We start from the raw sequence: 15,893 nt of genomic DNA on the forward strand, positions 1-15,893 counted from the left end.
AAAAAATTAAAAGCCGCTTAAGGTTTTATTACTTTCGTCGATTAGATCGGCTTGTCTTCGTCATTTATAAGTTACTGTTCAATGTAATCTTACTGAGGAAGGATAGAGTCTTGCGGTTTTGCAAAACTATCCTTTTTATAAAAGTCTAGCTTGCCTATTTTATCTAACAGCGTTTCTGTATATAATTTCCTGCCATTACTGTTCAAATGTCCGGTGTCGCCCCAGAAATAGGAACTTTCAGGGATTATATGGACAGTGTCAATTACCGGCGCTTTAAGCTTTGAACGAAGCTCATCAAGATCAAATTGGGTGGGACTTCCTGTGTTTGCGCATAAATAAACAAACACGTTTGTTCCATTTTTTTGGGCTAAGGAAATCAAGTAATTCATGAATTCAACATTCTTTTTACGAATTGTCTTATTTTGACTCTTTTTATCAAATGCAGTGGCATTGCCAGTTAATAAGGACCCGAAAAGAATTCCATCCCCATTTTCACATTTAACTGAGTAGTATTTATCTTTCAACTTTTGAACTTGAAATATTTTATTATCAGTGTCGAAGGTTGGCTCATCGTGTTCTTGGGTTGAGATTAAGCCGGAGTTAGATGGTGCTGTAAAGTAAGTAGACGTTACTCTATCGAAAATGGATTGAATTTTAGTCGCAATTGTAGTGGAATACCTAGATAGTGGTGGTATTTTTTCGATGTAGTCAAAGACAGTACGCGCGAAAAGTTCTGTGCCTACTTTTGTGGAAAATTGGGCTTGAATATCTTCTATACCCGGAGTTGGGATGCGTGTTTCAAAATCGTTGAAAAAGTAATCAACATCAACACCGAGTCCGATAGTTTTAGGTGAAACTTTTTTTGCGTTTTCGATCATACTCGGGAAGCTTAATGGAAAACAAGCGAGCATAGATAGGTTGTAACTGGGTAGCCCTTTTTTAGTTAAAGAAGCTGTATCTATGTGGAAATAGCTCCGTGAACTGCCGATGAACACTATTTCCAACGTGTTCTTTGGGTGATTCATCTGCAGATGTTTATATTTGGACGTGATAATATCTACGTAGCTTGTCGGCGTCGTTTTTCTTTCTTCATATGCGGCAATCATAAAATTAACTGCTAAATAGCACACAAGTAGTGATGCAAAGAAAAGAAGGAAACACTTTTTATTGCGGTTCTTCTTAAAATTGAAAATATAAAAATTCATTTGCATTCCAAATCTTAATAGTTACGAGTCCTGCAAACGCGGCTAAGCTTGCAATAGTTATTGCGATTGGCCGTGTGTTTGCAGATTTTTCAATGAAGTAGTCAGAATTTTTCCCAAATACGCATAAAAGTAGTCCTAAAAGAACTGTACTCAGAGGTACGATATAGCCCTTATTGAAAATTATATCTGGTGTGAGCATTGCTTTTGTAACACTGATTGCATCAGCTAGCGTTTCAGCCCTGAAAAGCACCCATGCAAAGTTGACGAACATGAAAGTGATTGTCCATGCTACAAAATTGGGCATTGTAATATTTCGTGCGACCCATATTCTGTGAACTACCAATGCGACTCCATGAAGCCCGCCCCAGATAACAAAAGTCCAACCAGCTCCGTGCCATAGCCCTGCAACAAGAAAGACAAAGATTAGATTGAGGCATGTGCGAATATGTCCGTCTCTGTTTCCGCCAAGGGGAATATACATGTAGTCGCGTAAAAAGCGGCCTAGTGTTATATGCCAGCGTCTCCAGAAGGCCTGAATGGAAAGTGATTTGTATGGTGAATTGAAGTTTTGAGGCAATGTTATCCCGAAGAGAAGTGCCGCCCCGAGCGCCATATCTGTGTATCCGCTAAAGTCGAAATAGAGCTGTAAGCTGTAGCTTAAACTTGTGATCCATGCCTTCAAAAAGGTTAAAGATTGAACTTCTCCATAACCGTAGTTTGCCCATATTGAAAAATAGTCAGCGAGCAAGACTTTTTTAGCTAATCCAAACCCAATCAGCATTAGGCCGGCGGACATGTTTTCCCAGTTGAGAAAATGGAAAGTTTTGGAATGAAATTGAGGAACTATTTCTTTGAACTGAACAATAGGTCCGGCAATAAGCTGGGGGAAAAAAGATATAAATAGAAGATAGTCAACAAATCCTGTCCCTTCAACTTTGCCTTTATCACAATCTTGAAGGTAAGCGATTTGTTGAAAAGTAAAAAAGCTGATTGCAAGCGGAAGAATGGTATTCAAAGTAGAAATATTAGAATCAAGTACTTGATTAGTAGTTTGAATCATAAAGTCCGCATACTTGTAATATGAGATAAAAAGAACGTTAAAAATTATTCCCGAATAAAATACGGGTTTTTTATATGGACTGGTTTTATCGAGCAAAAATAGTGAGCAGGTATAGTTTGTTATTATGGATATTAGAAAAAGAAAGAGATATGGAGGGTTCCACCAAGTGTAGAAAAACAAGGAGCATGCGATCAGCCAGCATTTGGACCCAAGGGTAGTTCGACTTCTCAGAATAGAGAAGACAATGACCACAATAGGTAGAAAAAGTAGTAAATATACCAGGGAATTAAATAACATTTCAGTTAAGAAGCTCCAAATATTGTAACTAATATATCCATTAATTACTTGTTATAAATCATTTTTTAGTGCGCTCAAAGATTCATGAGTTGCATTAATTAGGATGCATGAAAAATATTATAAAGGTATCCACGGCACACATGGTTTGTGGTGCCGTGAATACCTTGTAGTTAATCTTAGTTCTAAAGGAATGTACTACATTCTGCTGTTCGGGCAGTTTTTGCAAAGGGCGTAATCGCCTTTTGTCTTTTTGAAATTAGTTCTGAATGTTCTAGCCTTTTTCCCGTTCCAAACTGCATCAAACCCCTCTTCAAAAACATTTCCATAATAAAGTTTCTCAGGAACAAAAGTATATGCTTCACAGCAGGGAGTCATAGCCCCTTCACTGTTTACGAAGGCTCCGGAATAGACGCCGGGACATTTTCCTGTGAATTCTTTAAAAATGGCTTCATTTTTCATTAAGCCGCTAACAGGATCAAGTTTGTAGGTATCGTATTCAGTATTGATAACGGGTTTCCATTCGTCGTAATTTTCAACAGTAGTTGTATAGGGCAATGTGCTGAGCATTTTGAAATCTTTGGGTGGAATGGTAAAGCAATCCTGATATATATTCACGAAATCGTATTTAGAGAATAATGATTTGGCGTGCGCGAAGTCACCTTCAGTGAACTTGTTAACAAGTACTCTGATGTGTAATTTAATAGGATTATCTTTCTTGGTGTTAAGCTCACAGAATTTCAACATCCTCTCTAATACGTTTTCGATGTTTCCACCGATTCGGTATATTGCATAGGCTTCTTGGGTTGTGCAGTCTAAAGCAAAATGTATATGAGAAATATTGGAGTCAGCAAGTTTTTGCGGGTCTAAAACACTACCGTTTGTTTCAAGAGTAACAAACATGCCTTTGTCTGCAGCGTAGTCGATTATATCAAAGATTTGAGGATGGAAGAAGTCTTCTCCGCAGCCTGTTAAGGACAAGTACCAAGTTTTCTTGTGTATATCGTCAATCAATTTTTTGTACTTTACAAGGTCTACATGTTTATCGCGCTTGCCGATATGGGCTTTTCCTTCAGGAGTTCCGTGGCAGCAGGAAGGGCATTTGTAGTTGCATGCTGTTGTCGGTTCTATTGATATCTGAGTAGGATAGTAGGGTAAGTACCCTGTGTATTGTATTTTTGTATTAAGCTTTGCAAGCGCGATGTTTAGAATTTTGGAAAAGGCATGTTTAGATTTCAAAATATATGAAATTTTTTCAAAAGCCGAATGCCTTACTATAAAAGTGTAAAAGTCTTTCTTAAATATAGTTTTCATTATCTATTCCTAAAGTTTAAATTATGCTGCCAAAGTCAAAAAAGTGTGATCAAATATTTAATAATTAAAAACCGCTCCGCTCCAGCTTAATCCAATGCCGAAGCCGAAGGTTAAGACCTTGTTTCCCCGTTTAAGCCTGCCAGATTCTTCTGCTCTTTTCAGAGCTATAGGGATTGATGAAGAAGTGGTGTTGCCTACTTCTTCCAGATCGAGAATAAATTTTTCTTCGGGGATATTAAGTTTTTTAGCTATGGACTCAAGCACATATCTGCTTGCCTGATGAAAGATGAAAAGGTCTATATCGTCCATATTGAGGTCAGATTTTTCCATCAACTTTGAAATTTCAGACGGGATGGTTCCCAGCGTAAAAAGGAAAACCCCATAACCGTCCATTTCAAAACTGGGTTTCTTGATAGGCTGATTTGCCGCTTCACCAGTAACAACGCTGACGCCTGAATTTTCGCAGATAACAGCTTTGTTTCTGCTGCCGTCTGTTCCGAAATGGAATACAGGGTCATTGTCTGGAGTGTCGAGAATTGTGGCGCTGGCTCCGTCTGAAAACAGTAGAAATGCTTTTTTATTCTCGGGATTGATAATTTTTGAATAATTATCAACCGTAACTAGCAGGACTCTTTTGGAAAGACCGGACCGGAGATAACTGTATCCCGTTGCGAGTCCATACCCGTAGCCACTACAGCCCAGACTAAGATCGAAGCACTTTGTAGAGCGATCAAGGCCAAGTTTGTCTTGAAGCATGGCTGAGCAATGTGGGAGGAGCGTGTCCGGAGTTTGCGTGCAGACGATCAAAGTATCCGGCAATTCTTCAATCCCTTCGAGGGCTTTGGATGCAGCCTTAAAAGCTATATCAAGAGTTGTTTCCTCTGCATTGGCATGATGGAGAAACCTTACCCCTGTCTTGGGCAGGGTTTCAGCAATATTCCAATCCGGTTTCTCTTTATCGAGCTGAATGCAGTCGATGGTGTTCTCCGGCAGGTAATATTCAACTCTATGAATGAAATTAGGCATCAATCAATCCATGAGAATCGAGTGTTTCAATGATTGCCTGAGCGGAAAGAGCGATAGCCAGTTCAGGGATATTTGCAGCTTTACCGCCAGTTTCCTGATCAATGCGCATGAGAATCTGGAGTTGTGCGAGGCTGTCCCAAGCTTCCAGTGTCTGAGATGAATCAGTCATGGTTACGGGCGCTTTCTGGTCCAATGCTTCCTGAATGAGTGTAAGTACTTTTGCTTTATTCACAATAAAAATCTCCTTATTTTCTTGGCGATATCGCTTCGTAAATGCGCGTTTCCCAGATATACATGCCGAACTTGAAGTCAACGATAATATCTTTTGTTTCAATCGCTTTTTCTAAAACGTCTTTATGCTTTGCTGCCAGATCGAGTGGGAATTGGAAGCTCTGCTTATTTACCAGCTTCACTTCTTCAAAAACTTCTTCAGCCACTTCAATAATTTTCGGATAGTTTGAAAGAGTGAGTACGGGGAATAGCAACCTTCCGCCATCCTTCAAATGTTTAGGGCTTTTACGGATTATCTGTGTTGTCAGCTCTGTTCCATCACTACCGGAGTCACAACTGATTGATGTTCCGAACCACGGTGAAATTTTTGCTATGGACTCAGCAATTCCAGAAACATCATCAACTATGAGATCAAAAGTCATGTCTTTCCACGGATCAAGCATTGAGCCAGCTCTTCCGGTCATTTTAAAATCATACTTTTTGAAATTTTCCAGAGCATTTGCGACCGCTGATTCTGAAATGTCAGATGCGTGAATTGGTCCGTTAAATCCCAGCCTTTTAAGTACAAGACCAACGATGCCGCAACCGCAGCCTAGGTCAAGCAACGATGAGCCATAAAGCTCTTTTTCGTCTTTGAGATAACTTATAATGAGTTTGGATGTTTCAGTGGGGAAGAAAGATCCCTCATGAACATCTACAACTGTATCTTCGTATTCAAACGTTCTCACATTAAGCCCCCGTCTATGGTAATTTCCGATCCGTTTAAATAGTCGGATTTCATTATATGTTCAATTGCGTAATAAATATCTTTGCAAGATCCGAATTTCTTTGAAGGAATTCGTTCTAAAACAGCTTTTTGTCTATCTTCATCAAGGGAATGAATAAGACCGGTATCGAAATAGCCTAGAACAAGTGAGTTCGCAGTTATTCCGAATCTTCCGTATTCGTGCGCGAGTGACCTAGTCATTGCGGTCACTGCAGCCTTACTGGCTGAATAGGCTGCCGCTCCGACCACGCAACTTTGAGCAACCACGGAGGACACGTTTATAATCCGTCCCCATCCGGCGCGCATCATTACCGGGATAGCCGTCTGTAAAATTTTAACCCCGCCTGTGAGGTTTATATTAAGAACTGTATCCCATTCATCTGATGAGTAGCCCAGAAACAGCTTATCTATTGAAATGGAAGACAAGTTGATGAGGGTGATTTTTCCTTGGATATTTGTAATTTCTTTGCAGAAAGAAGTAATTGATTCCTTATCGGTAAGATCAAGCTCCGCGCAATTGAAATTCTCGTTATCCATGAATTCAGAGAGCTTCTCTTTATTTCTTGTTGTGCCCAGCACTTCGTCTTTCGTAAGCAACATTGGAAGCAATTGCTTCCCTATATCACTGGAAGATCCGATCAGGATAATCATTTGCCTGGCTCCTTGGCCGAGTATAATCTTCAACGATTAAAAGTGATGCAGGTGAAATGTGCGTGTAAGATTTATATCCTAATCACCACTGTGTATTCGTTTTCTAGTTCGTTAAGAAAAACTGAACACAAAGTCAACTTTAATGGTCAGATTACTATTTTTTAGATTAGAGAATGTCACGGTATAAAACGGTTTTTACGCTTTTTAATCCGTTTAACATTCTGTCCATTTTATTGTTTTTTACTACATCATACGGATCAAAGTAATGAGTCAGAAATAAACCGTGTTGCGAAATTATCTCAATGGTTTCAAGAAACTCTTTTACAAAAAGTTCATCATCACCGAGAAAGGGCTTGTTTTTACGCAACATGTTCCATGAATCGAAGATTGCAAGCGGAAAATGCAGACTGCATCCCGTGGGAATTTCGATAATTCCATGAGAATGGGCTGACGGTGCGCCAAATCCTTTATACCCACATGCCGCGGTAGAACTGCTGTATTTATATCCCATTTCCGCTAGTATTGGGTATACACTTTCTGTGTGGAGATTACCGTAGTGAGGTGTTCTGAACCCTATGCTCTCTACTCCAAGAATTTTCGAATAGACTTCATGAGCCTTTTCAATTTCTTCTTTTTGTTCAGCGTATGTAAGCTTATTAAAAAACTTGTTTGGGGCCCAGTGTGGGTTGTCGGGATGAGTATATGAGTGGTTGATTATTTCATGCCCTTCGTCCACAGCTCTTTTGTGAATGTCCGGATATTTTTCAACAAATTTTCCTATTACAGCCAGCCCGGCTCTAATGTCATACTTTTTTAGAAAATCTAGAAGCTCGGGAAAAGCTTCAATATCTTCCTCATAATCAAAATCAAAGGTTAGCCCGTACGCAGCTTCTTCCATCGGATTATTTTGCTTAAGCATAAATTTCAAAAAATAATCCTCAGGTGTTACTCTGTGAATTAGTTCTCTGGCAACTCGGGCAATATACCTGTTAGAAACAGGCCGAATCATGAATTGAGGGTACATTATAGATTTGTTCCACCAAAATAGATATTATTGCGCATCCTGCAACTCCGCTTGTATTTCTTCGTACCTACGGAAGTAGAAGTCGCTATGCTTAATCATATGATGCGCTAGTCTTATCCCAGAATTTATTTTTTCTTCTGTTATTTCAGGAGTGTATTCTACTTTAAAGTCTACGCTGGACCTATAGGCAGCAAGTAAAACTTTTCTTCGCTGGGCTTCACTGATTTTTTTGTCAGAAAGTCTATCTAATATTTCAACTGGGCTTGAGAGGTTAGGGATATATTCTGGATGTGAATACCATGCATCTCCTATTGTGAATGCCGGAACTCCATACATCATAGCCTCAAGGCCTACGGATCCATTGATCGTTAAAATGGCCTGAGCATTGCGTATGAGTTCTTTTCCCGGGTAGTTAACTGGAGCCATAGATACATTTGGAAGTCTGAGAATTCTTTCGAAATAGTTTTTGCCTCGCCAGCCGTACCCAAACGGATGATCTTTAATGACAATATTAATATCAGAAGGAGCATTTATTGAAAGTTCTTCGATGATTTTCCATTGATCTACATACTCTTGGGCTGCAGAAGTCGTCACAGATTCGGGTTGGTGAGCGAAAAAGTACAGTATGTATTTACCTGCTTTTTCGACGGAAAAGTTTTTAGTTCTTTTTTTAATATAAATTCTGTTCTTTAGTCTTTTTATTGCATAGGGCAAATATTTGAAATTTTTAATTAGTCCTAAAACTTCAAACCGATTGAAAAGGCTAGTGGGGCGGACTTTAAGGTAGTCCATCATAGGCTTCTCTTTGTTGAAAGAGTCTATGATTTGGTCGATGTATTCGGACTCTTTTTCAGTGGGAGGTGTGCTGTTCGTCAGCTCAAATTTGTATTGCGCGTTAATTACTTTTCGGGTTGTCCCGTTAAGTAGTCTGTTATTAAAAATTCCAGGAATGATAAAGGTGTGATAGAATCCAAATCCCATTTGTTTGGAAAATGCCTCCAATACAAAAGAGTAAACTTGGTCGATGGTATCATGGAAAGCGAATACAACGTTATAGTCATCGAATATTTTTTTAAAGAAACAGTATGAAGAGTAAAACTGTTTAGCTATTTGTTCTTTTGTCAGCCAATAAATATCATATCTAATGTTTGCTTCTTGTGCCAAGCGACCATAATATAAATAGTTTGAGTATGAGTAATAAATGTTTAAATCTAGCTCTTTCTCAACTCTTTTTATTTCATCCATGTTGAAGCTTGCATTTTGGGTGTAGTAATTGGCTTCTAAGCGCGTGTGCTTGCCAGTGTATTGGACGCTACTTCCGTCAACCACAATTACTTCGTATTTATCTTCGAATCCATTTATGAGGCCTTGAATATAGGCAGCAAAGAGAGGGCCCCTGCCCAGTAGGAGTACAGCGTCTTTTTTATTTTTCAGCATATTCGTTAATCGCATTGTGGTAATCTTGTTTTTGACCAATATCGATCCAGTAACCGTCAAGAGGGAATGTGCTTACGTGCAGTCCCTTTTCACAGGCATCAGAAATTGCCGTAGTCATGTCATAAAATACATCTTCAGGAATAAGGTCAATAATACCGGGGGACAATGTGTATATTCCCGCGCTTATCTGGAAGTTCATGGATGGTTTTTCTTTAAACCCTACAACTTTTCCTTCTTCTTGCTCAATAATTCCATATTGCAACTGATAGCTAAATTGTCTTGAGCAGACAGTTAATTCTGCATTATTGTTAACATGGTGGTCAAGCAGATGTCCGAAGTTTAGGTTCGTCAGAATGTCACCATTCATAACGAGAAAAGGGTGCTCTAGTTTACGGGATATAAGTCCTAATGAACCAGCTGTGCCTAATCTTTTGGTTTCTTCTATGTATTCGATCTGGACACCGAAGTCAGACCCATCTTTAAAATAGTCTTTTATGATCTCAGATTTGTAATTTACGCTGATCATTAAGTTGGTAAATCCGTGCTTGAAGAGGGATTCAATAATATACTCAAGGACAGGTTTATTACCGATCGGTAGCATTGGTTTTGGAGTTGTTTTGGTTAGATCTCCAAGCCTAGTTCCGAGCCCGCCCGCCATGATCACTGCAACATTGGGCTTTGCATTATAGTCCAGCTCGTCAAGGGTTATTACGTCAACGAGCTTTCCCTCACTATCAACTATCGGAGCTTGTCTTCTGGTAATTTTGCGCAGGGTCTGGACAGCCATATTGCGCGAAATACCTTCACTAAGAGTGTACGGATTTTTATTTATGATGGAGTTTATATCGCGTTTTCCTTCAAGGACCGCGCGCCGTATATCTCCGTCTGCAATAATTCCAAGAAGATGGTTCTCTGAGTTAACCACCGGGACAAAGCCGTATCCATATTCTCCGACCGCTTTAAGGGCATCTTCAAATGTCGTTTTCTCAGTTAAAACAAGCTTAAATAGCATTATTGTCCTGTTGTTTCTTTAAATAGCTGAAGCCCTACCTAATCAATTATAGGGAAGGGCTTCAGCTAAATTATTCAATATCTCAGTCATTTATGACTTGTTTGCTGGCTCCGCAGCTTCCTTTAAGGCCTCGTCGTGCCAAACGGCCTTTTTAAGAACCCATTCTCCGTCTTTTTTGTCCCAAATATGTGGGGAACGCCAACTATCAATGACTTTCCAGAAGAATTCTTCAGATATTCCGCAATATTCTAAAAAGGTTTGATAGTTGTCGCTCGGGAATTCGCCATCAAAACGTTTGACCAATCCAACTGCCTCTTCTCGCGTAATGTGTCCATCGCGAACTTCATGAGCTGAATCGGAAGTCGCACGGCCAATACCAAATTTGATGAACATCAGTAAAAAGTGGAATCCGTCTAATCTATCATCAATGGAGGCGTATTTAGAATAAGTTCCTTCACTGCGTTTGTAAAACGGTTTGAACCCGTTATGTTCAGCACAGTAATAGTAGTTTTCTTGTGGAATCCATTTCGTGTAATGGCCCATATAGTGAAGAGTGACGCCTACGCGTTCGAGGTCTTCGTGCGAGGGTCTACGATAAATTTTTAAATCTGACTCGGTTATGCCATGTTCGTGCATAATATCTAATGTGAATCCATGCATGTTCATCACTTCGACATCCTGAATTGGAACATCAGGATGGTATGCATGCTTCATAGATCCACCGTACTCAACCTCTGAGTTCTCACCATACATTACAAGCTTAACGTTGTGCTCTACTGCCATCTTTAGGGGCTGGTTGTACTGCCCAAAGATAAAGGGCATGAATGGGTCACCTTGCAGTTCAAAAGATAGCTTGGTTAGGAGCTTATGAACTTTACCGCTGGGCTTGGCCATGACATTATCTAGGCCACCCTCAACAATATGGTTTTCATAGTTGCGCATGCCGTCATTTGTCCAGAGTGCTGGTGCCCAGGTAACTGTGAGAGGATGCATACCGTATTCATATTTAAGCTTGTGCGCTACAAAGCCACTGTCTTTCCCGCCACTTGAAGGAACAATAACGTCATAGCTGCCATCTTTCGATCTATGCTTGTCGCAAAGTTCGCGTAGTTCGCGGTCACGATCATCCCAATTAATATCAGAATCTTTATAATCAGAAAACTGGCAGGCTGAGCAAATTCCCTCTTCATTGAAAGAGATGCGAGGACGCTGATTAGACATGGTGCAGCGTTTGCAAAATTTGATCTCTTTTGGAAGATTGAATTTTTTTTGGGTATCTCTATGTTGCATATTCAAATCCTCTAAAGGTTATAAAAGTTGGACAGAATGCGGATACCCTGAGAATTGCTTTTTTCAGGGTGAAATTGCAGGCCAAAAATGTTTTCCTGAGCAACTGCAGAAATGAAATTGTATCCATTATAGTCTGCTGTAGCTATAGCAACGTTGTCATTTTTAAATTCGTATGAATGCATGAAGTAAAATTCGTCGGTAGCTTCGATGCCCTCAAAGAGGATGTTCTTGTTGGCGGGCATTTGTAGTTTACGCCATCCTAGGTGTGGTAGCTCTAGATTTTCATCCATGCGTTCTACTTTTCCTGGAATGATGGACAAACCTTTATTTTCCCCGTCTTCAAAGCCAACCTCAGCAAGGATTTGCATCCCAAGGCAGATTCCGAGAGTATGTTTAATTTTAATTGCTTCAGTTAGCGGTGCTATTAGTTCACGTTGCTCGAGGTCTTCTAATGCATGCTTAAAATTTCCTACGCCAGGGAGTAATATTTTATCTACTTTTTCGAGGTCTTCGGCTGTTTCAACAATTACAACACTGGCGTCAATAAAGTTGAGAGCTTTGGATATATTAAAAATATTACAACAAGATCCAATATTCACTACACCGATAGTCTGTTTCATCTGATTAACCTTTTTCGCCATTAAGTGCATCTTGCACTTCTTTGATTGTAACTATGTCGTCATGGAGGACCGTTGCAAGGGCAACAGCAGAGGGTTTCGCTATTGAAGCCATCTTGGTAATGTGTTCAATGGACCCTGCTCCACTTCCTGCGATTAAAGGAATAGTTGTGATCTCATTAACTTTACGGATAAGTTCTGAGTCGAATCCTCTTTTTGCTCCGTCGTGGTCAATTGAGCTGAGCAAAATTTCTCCTGCTCCTCTTTTTTCTACTTCGAGTGCCCAGTCAAGAACATTCTTACCTGTGGGGTTTTTTCCACAGTCCGCGTAGCATTCCCACCACAAGTCTTTCCGTTTAGCATCTATTTGAATAGTAATTGCTTGGCTGCCGAAAAGGCTTTCCGCTTTGTCAATTATTGATGGATCTTGCATTACTGCGTATGAATTGATGATTACTTTGTCCGCTCCATTAGCAAATAAAGCTTTCATATCATCAATTGACCGTATCCCGCCGCCGACGGCAAATGGGATTAAAATTTTAGAAGCAACAGCACGAATAGGTTCGAGTTTAATTTCTCTATCACAGAGGCTTGAATAAATATCTATATAACAGATTTCGTCAGCATTGGCGGAACTGTATTTTAGAGCTAGCTCTTCAGGCATTCCAACCTTACGTAACCCTTCAAAAAAGATTGGTTTTGCTATATATGGCGGTTTGGCATCTAGTCTTGCAATAACTCTTGTTTTCACTTTAAGCTCCTGAAGCCCTTTGTCTGATTGGGACTTTTTAACATGACATGGGGTGGTTGTTTAAATTTGAACCATCCAAGTTTTTCTTGTTCGTTAGGTAAAACTGAACAAGTTGTCAATATGTTCGTGTTTGAATTATTTCTTTCAGATTAACTTGTTAACAAAAAATATAATTATTAGTGAGTGTTATTATGAAATTCACCAAAACAGAGCCTGTGAGAATTTTTTCTCCTGGCAATGATATATCTCTTTCTGATTGTGGAAGTTTAAATCTCTCAGTCGATGAGCAGATAACCATTGTCGACGATAATGGTTTTAAATCAGATTTAACTTGCAAGGAATGGGGATATTACCTTGCTAATTCTATTAACCATAGAATTTTAGAGCAAGGTTTTAAAACAGCCCTATTTTCCAGTAAATTACAGTCTCCACCCTCTCTATATGTATGCCTTGTGAAGGAGTCTAAAATTGATCAATTTATGATTTATCTTGATAAAGTTGAAGCAAGATTGATCATGTGGCTTGATGAATTTAATGACGATAATTTTTGATAGTGCTTATCCTTAGATATTAAGCAAAATTAGTCCACTCAACTTCGTCGCCATCCGCTAGATCATGGGCTGCGGTTCTGCCGACAGCATATTCAAGCTCTTCAGGTCCGATTCCCGTTCCGGGTCTTAGAAAATCGAAATCAACAGCCTTGAATACTTCACCCTTTTTAACCGCGCGGGTTGTAACCATGCGACGGCGGAATTTCTTTCTTTTTTCCATTTCAGCTTCACTGACAATGCGAGCTGCAGAACCTAGGGCTTTCCATACGTTTAAGCCGTCTTTACAGATCACGGTCATTTCTGAAGGGTCAGCGGAAATCCAGTGATCCCAGCCATCCATATCTTTATCCGTAGTGAAATGTTTTTCAATAATACATGCACCGAGTGCAACTGCGGCTAAAGGAACAGCTGAGCCTATAGTGTGGTCGCTGAATCCGACCGGCACATCAAATGCCTGCTCAAGTGTTTTCATGTTATTCAGGTGTATATCTTCATACTCAGGAGGATAAATAGAAATGCAGTGAAACAGTGCGATTGGGCCGGAGCCGGCTTCTTTCAATGTGTTAACTGCGGTCTCAATCTCACCCATGCTTGCCATGCCGGTTGAAAGCATAACCTGGCAGCCTTTGCTTCCGATGTATTTCAGAAGTGGGATGTGGGTTACGTCCATCGACGCAAGCTTAATGCAAGGCACATTCATTTCGAGGAGCATATCGACTTCTTCCGGGGAAAAAGCGGATGACATGAAGTCCACATTCTTTTCTTTGCAATAGTTTAAAATTTCTTTGTGTTGATCGTGAGTGAACTGGTATTTGTCCACCATTTCTTTAAGTGAGCCAAAGTGACGATTTGTGTCAGTGTAAGTGGTATTGCGCTCGTATTCTGCTTTGGAAATAAGCGTTTTATTGCTCCAAGACTGGAATTTGACTGCATCTGCTCCGCATTCCACTGCAGAATCAATCATCTTTTTGCAGAGGTTCATGTCTCCGTTATGGTTGGAGCCTATTTCCGCGATAAAGTAAGGTGGTTCACCGGGACCGACAAGGCGCCCGTTAAAATTTAATTTTTCCATATTTCCTCCAGTTCGGGGTGTGCTATCCACGACCACCAAATATGTTTTTCGTCAAGTTTGTTTAGATTCCTAACATATCTATTGAGAGTGTCAGGCGAGGACATGGAGTCCATAAAAATTTTTAAATCGTTAGAAGCATTTGTGAATGGTTTTGCTTTGTCTGTAAAGCTTGGCAATACATGCTCCTCCAAAAGGGAGTAATGCAGTTTTAATAGAGTGCAAGCTTTTAAAATTTGTTCAGTAGTAAAAGGAGCAAGAACTCGCGCCGTATTGGCTGAGTGCTGTCTGTATTGCATGAGTGGCATAGAGGTTGTTTTAATTGTTGCCCCTAGTAGCCATGCTTTTATTACCATGAACCAGTCTAGCATTACGCATTCTGGAGGGAATGGCATCAGCTTCTTTAACAGTTCGCAACGGTAAGCTGTGTTGGACAACCCGAAAACATTAGCTTTTGGCAATAATGTTGGTAGTTCTTCACTTTCTTTGACTGGAAAAATGGTGCTAAGATCTGTCCCGTCTGTGTCGATGATATTTAGTGCGCAGGCGCAGAGATCGCAATCTGTTAGGAGACTCTTTGCTTTGGCAACTCTTTGCGGGTGCAAAATGTCATCGCTATCCGTAAAGATGACTTGATCGTATTCAGCAATAATAATTTCAAAAGCTTTAGATCTAACCTGAGCCGGAGTCGCACCAGAATCAGCTTGTACAAACTTGGCTTCAAATTTTATGCCGGCATTTTTAAAGACCTGTTCAGGCGTGAATGAGTCCAGCCCGATAACTATGTCAAAGTCCTTGTCGGTCTGAAGTGCGACAGAATCAAACCACGGCTTTATATAGGGTTCTTCACCTGGATAAATAGTGGTGTAGAGTGCAGTTGAACTCAACGGGACACTCCGAACTTTTGTGTCATTAAGAATTCAGCCATTGCCCAGTCGTCATCATCATCAATATCAACAGCGTTCTTCCAGTTTAGCTCAAAACCCTTTCTGTCAGGAGCGTGGAAGGTCTTTTCTTCGCGCAACGCATCACATGTTGCCCACCATATTGCCCCTGTAGGGCAGAATAGTGTGGCAAGATCTTGACTTCTTTCTTTAAGTTTTTCTTCAAATAATGGTTTAAGGGGCTTGCCTTTTTCCATTTCCATGGCCCACCACGGATTCAGCCAGCCGTACTTGGTTACACTGATTTGAGTGCGCGCCTTTTGCTTTATAAAATGGTCAAAGCTTGCAATAATATCCATGTTGTCACGCATGGGACAATTGGCCATAAGCTGGCATATATAAGCATATTTATTGGCGTCAGGGTCCACTTTGTTTAGTGCATCAAGTGTTGCAGCTGAAACAGGGGTTATATCATCCGCTATGCTTTGGTCCCGCATAAAAGGGACTTCCGCCCCTAATGACTTGGATATCCCTGCTATATCAGGGCAATCAGTCGATACTATTACCCGTTCAAACAGCCCGCTCTTAATAGCCGCTTCAATAGTATATCCAATCATCGGCTTGCCAAGCATCTCGCGAATATTCTTCTTCGGAATACGCTTGGATCCACCTCGTGCAGGTATGACAGCTATGGCCTTTTTAGAGTTCACG

17 protein-coding genes are annotated in these 15,893 nt (G+C 40.3%); 1 reads left to right on the forward strand and 16 read right to left on the reverse strand.

The genetic code is table 11. The annotated features are described in order from the left end of the window. Window positions 1-89: 89 nt before the first annotated feature. From BR06_RS0110010 to hisF, 13 genes are all read right to left on the reverse strand, one after another. Entirely contained in the window at window positions 90-1,205 is a 1,116-nt protein-coding gene (locus tag BR06_RS0110010; protein WP_031482534.1) for a hypothetical protein, read from the reverse strand. Then, a complete protein-coding gene (locus BR06_RS0110015; RefSeq protein WP_235727707.1) occupies window positions 1,180-2,265 on the reverse strand; it encodes an MBOAT family O-acyltransferase in 1,086 nt (361 codons plus the stop codon). The genes BR06_RS0110010 and BR06_RS0110015 overlap by 26 nt, the downstream gene beginning before the upstream one ends. A 492-nt stretch (window positions 2,266-2,757) precedes the next feature. Continuing rightward, window positions 2,758-3,873 carry an SPASM domain-containing protein gene (locus tag BR06_RS0110020; RefSeq protein ID WP_031482538.1) on the reverse strand — a complete coding sequence of 372 codons (1,116 nt, stop codon included), beginning with the start codon at window positions 3,871-3,873 and terminating at the stop codon, window positions 2,758-2,760. 57 nt (window positions 3,874-3,930) lie between these two features. Next, complete coding sequence (locus tag BR06_RS0110025; RefSeq protein ID WP_031482539.1) at window positions 3,931-4,899, reverse strand: 3-oxoacyl-ACP synthase III family protein; 969 nt, start codon at window positions 4,897-4,899, stop codon at window positions 3,931-3,933. Next, entirely contained in the window at window positions 4,892-5,131 is a 240-nt protein-coding gene (locus tag BR06_RS0110030) for a hypothetical protein (RefSeq protein ID WP_031482540.1), read from the reverse strand. The genes BR06_RS0110025 and BR06_RS0110030 overlap by 8 nt, the downstream gene beginning before the upstream one ends. 13 nt (window positions 5,132-5,144) lie before the next feature. Then, a complete protein-coding gene (locus tag BR06_RS0110035) occupies window positions 5,145-5,858 on the reverse strand; it encodes a methyltransferase (RefSeq protein ID WP_031482541.1) in 714 nt (237 codons plus the stop codon). Continuing rightward, the gene (locus BR06_RS0110040; RefSeq protein WP_268870796.1) at window positions 5,855-6,580 is read right to left on the reverse strand and encodes an SDR family NAD(P)-dependent oxidoreductase; all 726 of its coding nucleotides are present in this window, start codon (window positions 6,578-6,580) and stop codon (window positions 5,855-5,857) included. Before BR06_RS0110040 ends, BR06_RS0110035 begins: the two co-directional genes overlap by 4 nt. Before the next feature lie 133 nt (window positions 6,581-6,713). Beyond that, complete coding sequence (locus BR06_RS0110045) at window positions 6,714-7,466, reverse strand: polysaccharide deacetylase family protein (RefSeq protein ID WP_235727712.1); 753 nt, start codon at window positions 7,464-7,466, stop codon at window positions 6,714-6,716. A 132-nt stretch (window positions 7,467-7,598) separates the two neighbouring features. Then, entirely contained in the window at window positions 7,599-9,008 is a 1,410-nt protein-coding gene (locus tag BR06_RS0110050) for a capsular polysaccharide export protein, LipB/KpsS family (protein ID WP_169738234.1), read from the reverse strand. Continuing rightward, window positions 8,995-10,020: a nucleotidyltransferase family protein gene (locus tag BR06_RS0110055; RefSeq protein WP_031482545.1), complete on the reverse strand. Its 1,026-nt coding sequence runs from the start codon at window positions 10,018-10,020 to the stop codon at window positions 8,995-8,997. Before BR06_RS0110055 ends, BR06_RS0110050 begins: the two co-directional genes overlap by 14 nt. A gap of 90 nt (window positions 10,021-10,110) precedes the next feature. Beyond that, window positions 10,111-11,310 carry an N-acetyl sugar amidotransferase gene (locus tag BR06_RS0110060; RefSeq protein ID WP_051677000.1) on the reverse strand — a complete coding sequence of 400 codons (1,200 nt, stop codon included), beginning with the start codon at window positions 11,308-11,310 and terminating at the stop codon, window positions 10,111-10,113. An 11-nt stretch (window positions 11,311-11,321) separates the two neighbouring features. Further along, entirely contained in the window at window positions 11,322-11,951 is a 630-nt protein-coding gene (hisH, locus tag BR06_RS0110065) for an imidazole glycerol phosphate synthase subunit HisH (protein ID WP_169738235.1), read from the reverse strand. Beyond that, window positions 11,935-12,678, reverse strand: coding sequence for an imidazole glycerol phosphate synthase subunit HisF (hisF, locus tag BR06_RS0110070; protein WP_031482551.1), 744 nt, complete (start codon window positions 12,676-12,678; stop codon window positions 11,935-11,937). The genes hisH and hisF overlap by 17 nt, the downstream gene beginning before the upstream one ends. A gap of 191 nt (window positions 12,679-12,869) precedes the next feature. Here hisF and BR06_RS19235 point away from each other — a divergent pair, with 191 nt between their 5' ends. After that, window positions 12,870-13,229, forward strand: coding sequence for a hypothetical protein (locus BR06_RS19235; protein WP_034602984.1), 360 nt, complete (start codon window positions 12,870-12,872; stop codon window positions 13,227-13,229). Between the two features lie 19 nt (window positions 13,230-13,248). Here BR06_RS19235 and BR06_RS0110080 read toward each other — a convergent pair whose 3' ends face one another. The 3 genes from BR06_RS0110080 to BR06_RS0110090 are packed head-to-tail and all read right to left on the reverse strand — an operon-like array spanning window position 13,249 to window position 15,892. After that, window positions 13,249-14,301 (reverse strand): N-acetylneuraminate synthase family protein, encoded by a 1,053-nt coding sequence (locus tag BR06_RS0110080; RefSeq protein WP_031482555.1) that lies wholly within the window; start codon window positions 14,299-14,301, stop codon window positions 13,249-13,251. Continuing rightward, complete coding sequence (locus BR06_RS0110085) at window positions 14,289-15,185, reverse strand: glycosyltransferase (protein ID WP_051677001.1); 897 nt, start codon at window positions 15,183-15,185, stop codon at window positions 14,289-14,291. The genes BR06_RS0110080 and BR06_RS0110085 overlap by 13 nt, the downstream gene beginning before the upstream one ends. Beyond that, the gene (locus BR06_RS0110090; RefSeq protein ID WP_031482560.1) at window positions 15,182-15,892 is read right to left on the reverse strand and encodes an acylneuraminate cytidylyltransferase family protein; all 711 of its coding nucleotides are present in this window, start codon (window positions 15,890-15,892) and stop codon (window positions 15,182-15,184) included. The genes BR06_RS0110085 and BR06_RS0110090 overlap by 4 nt, the downstream gene beginning before the upstream one ends. Window position 15,893: the final 1 nt, after the last annotated feature.

The sequence above is a fragment of the Maridesulfovibrio frigidus DSM 17176 genome (assembly GCF_000711735.1).
Lineage (GTDB): Bacteria > Desulfobacterota > Desulfovibrionia > Desulfovibrionales > Desulfovibrionaceae > Maridesulfovibrio > Maridesulfovibrio frigidus.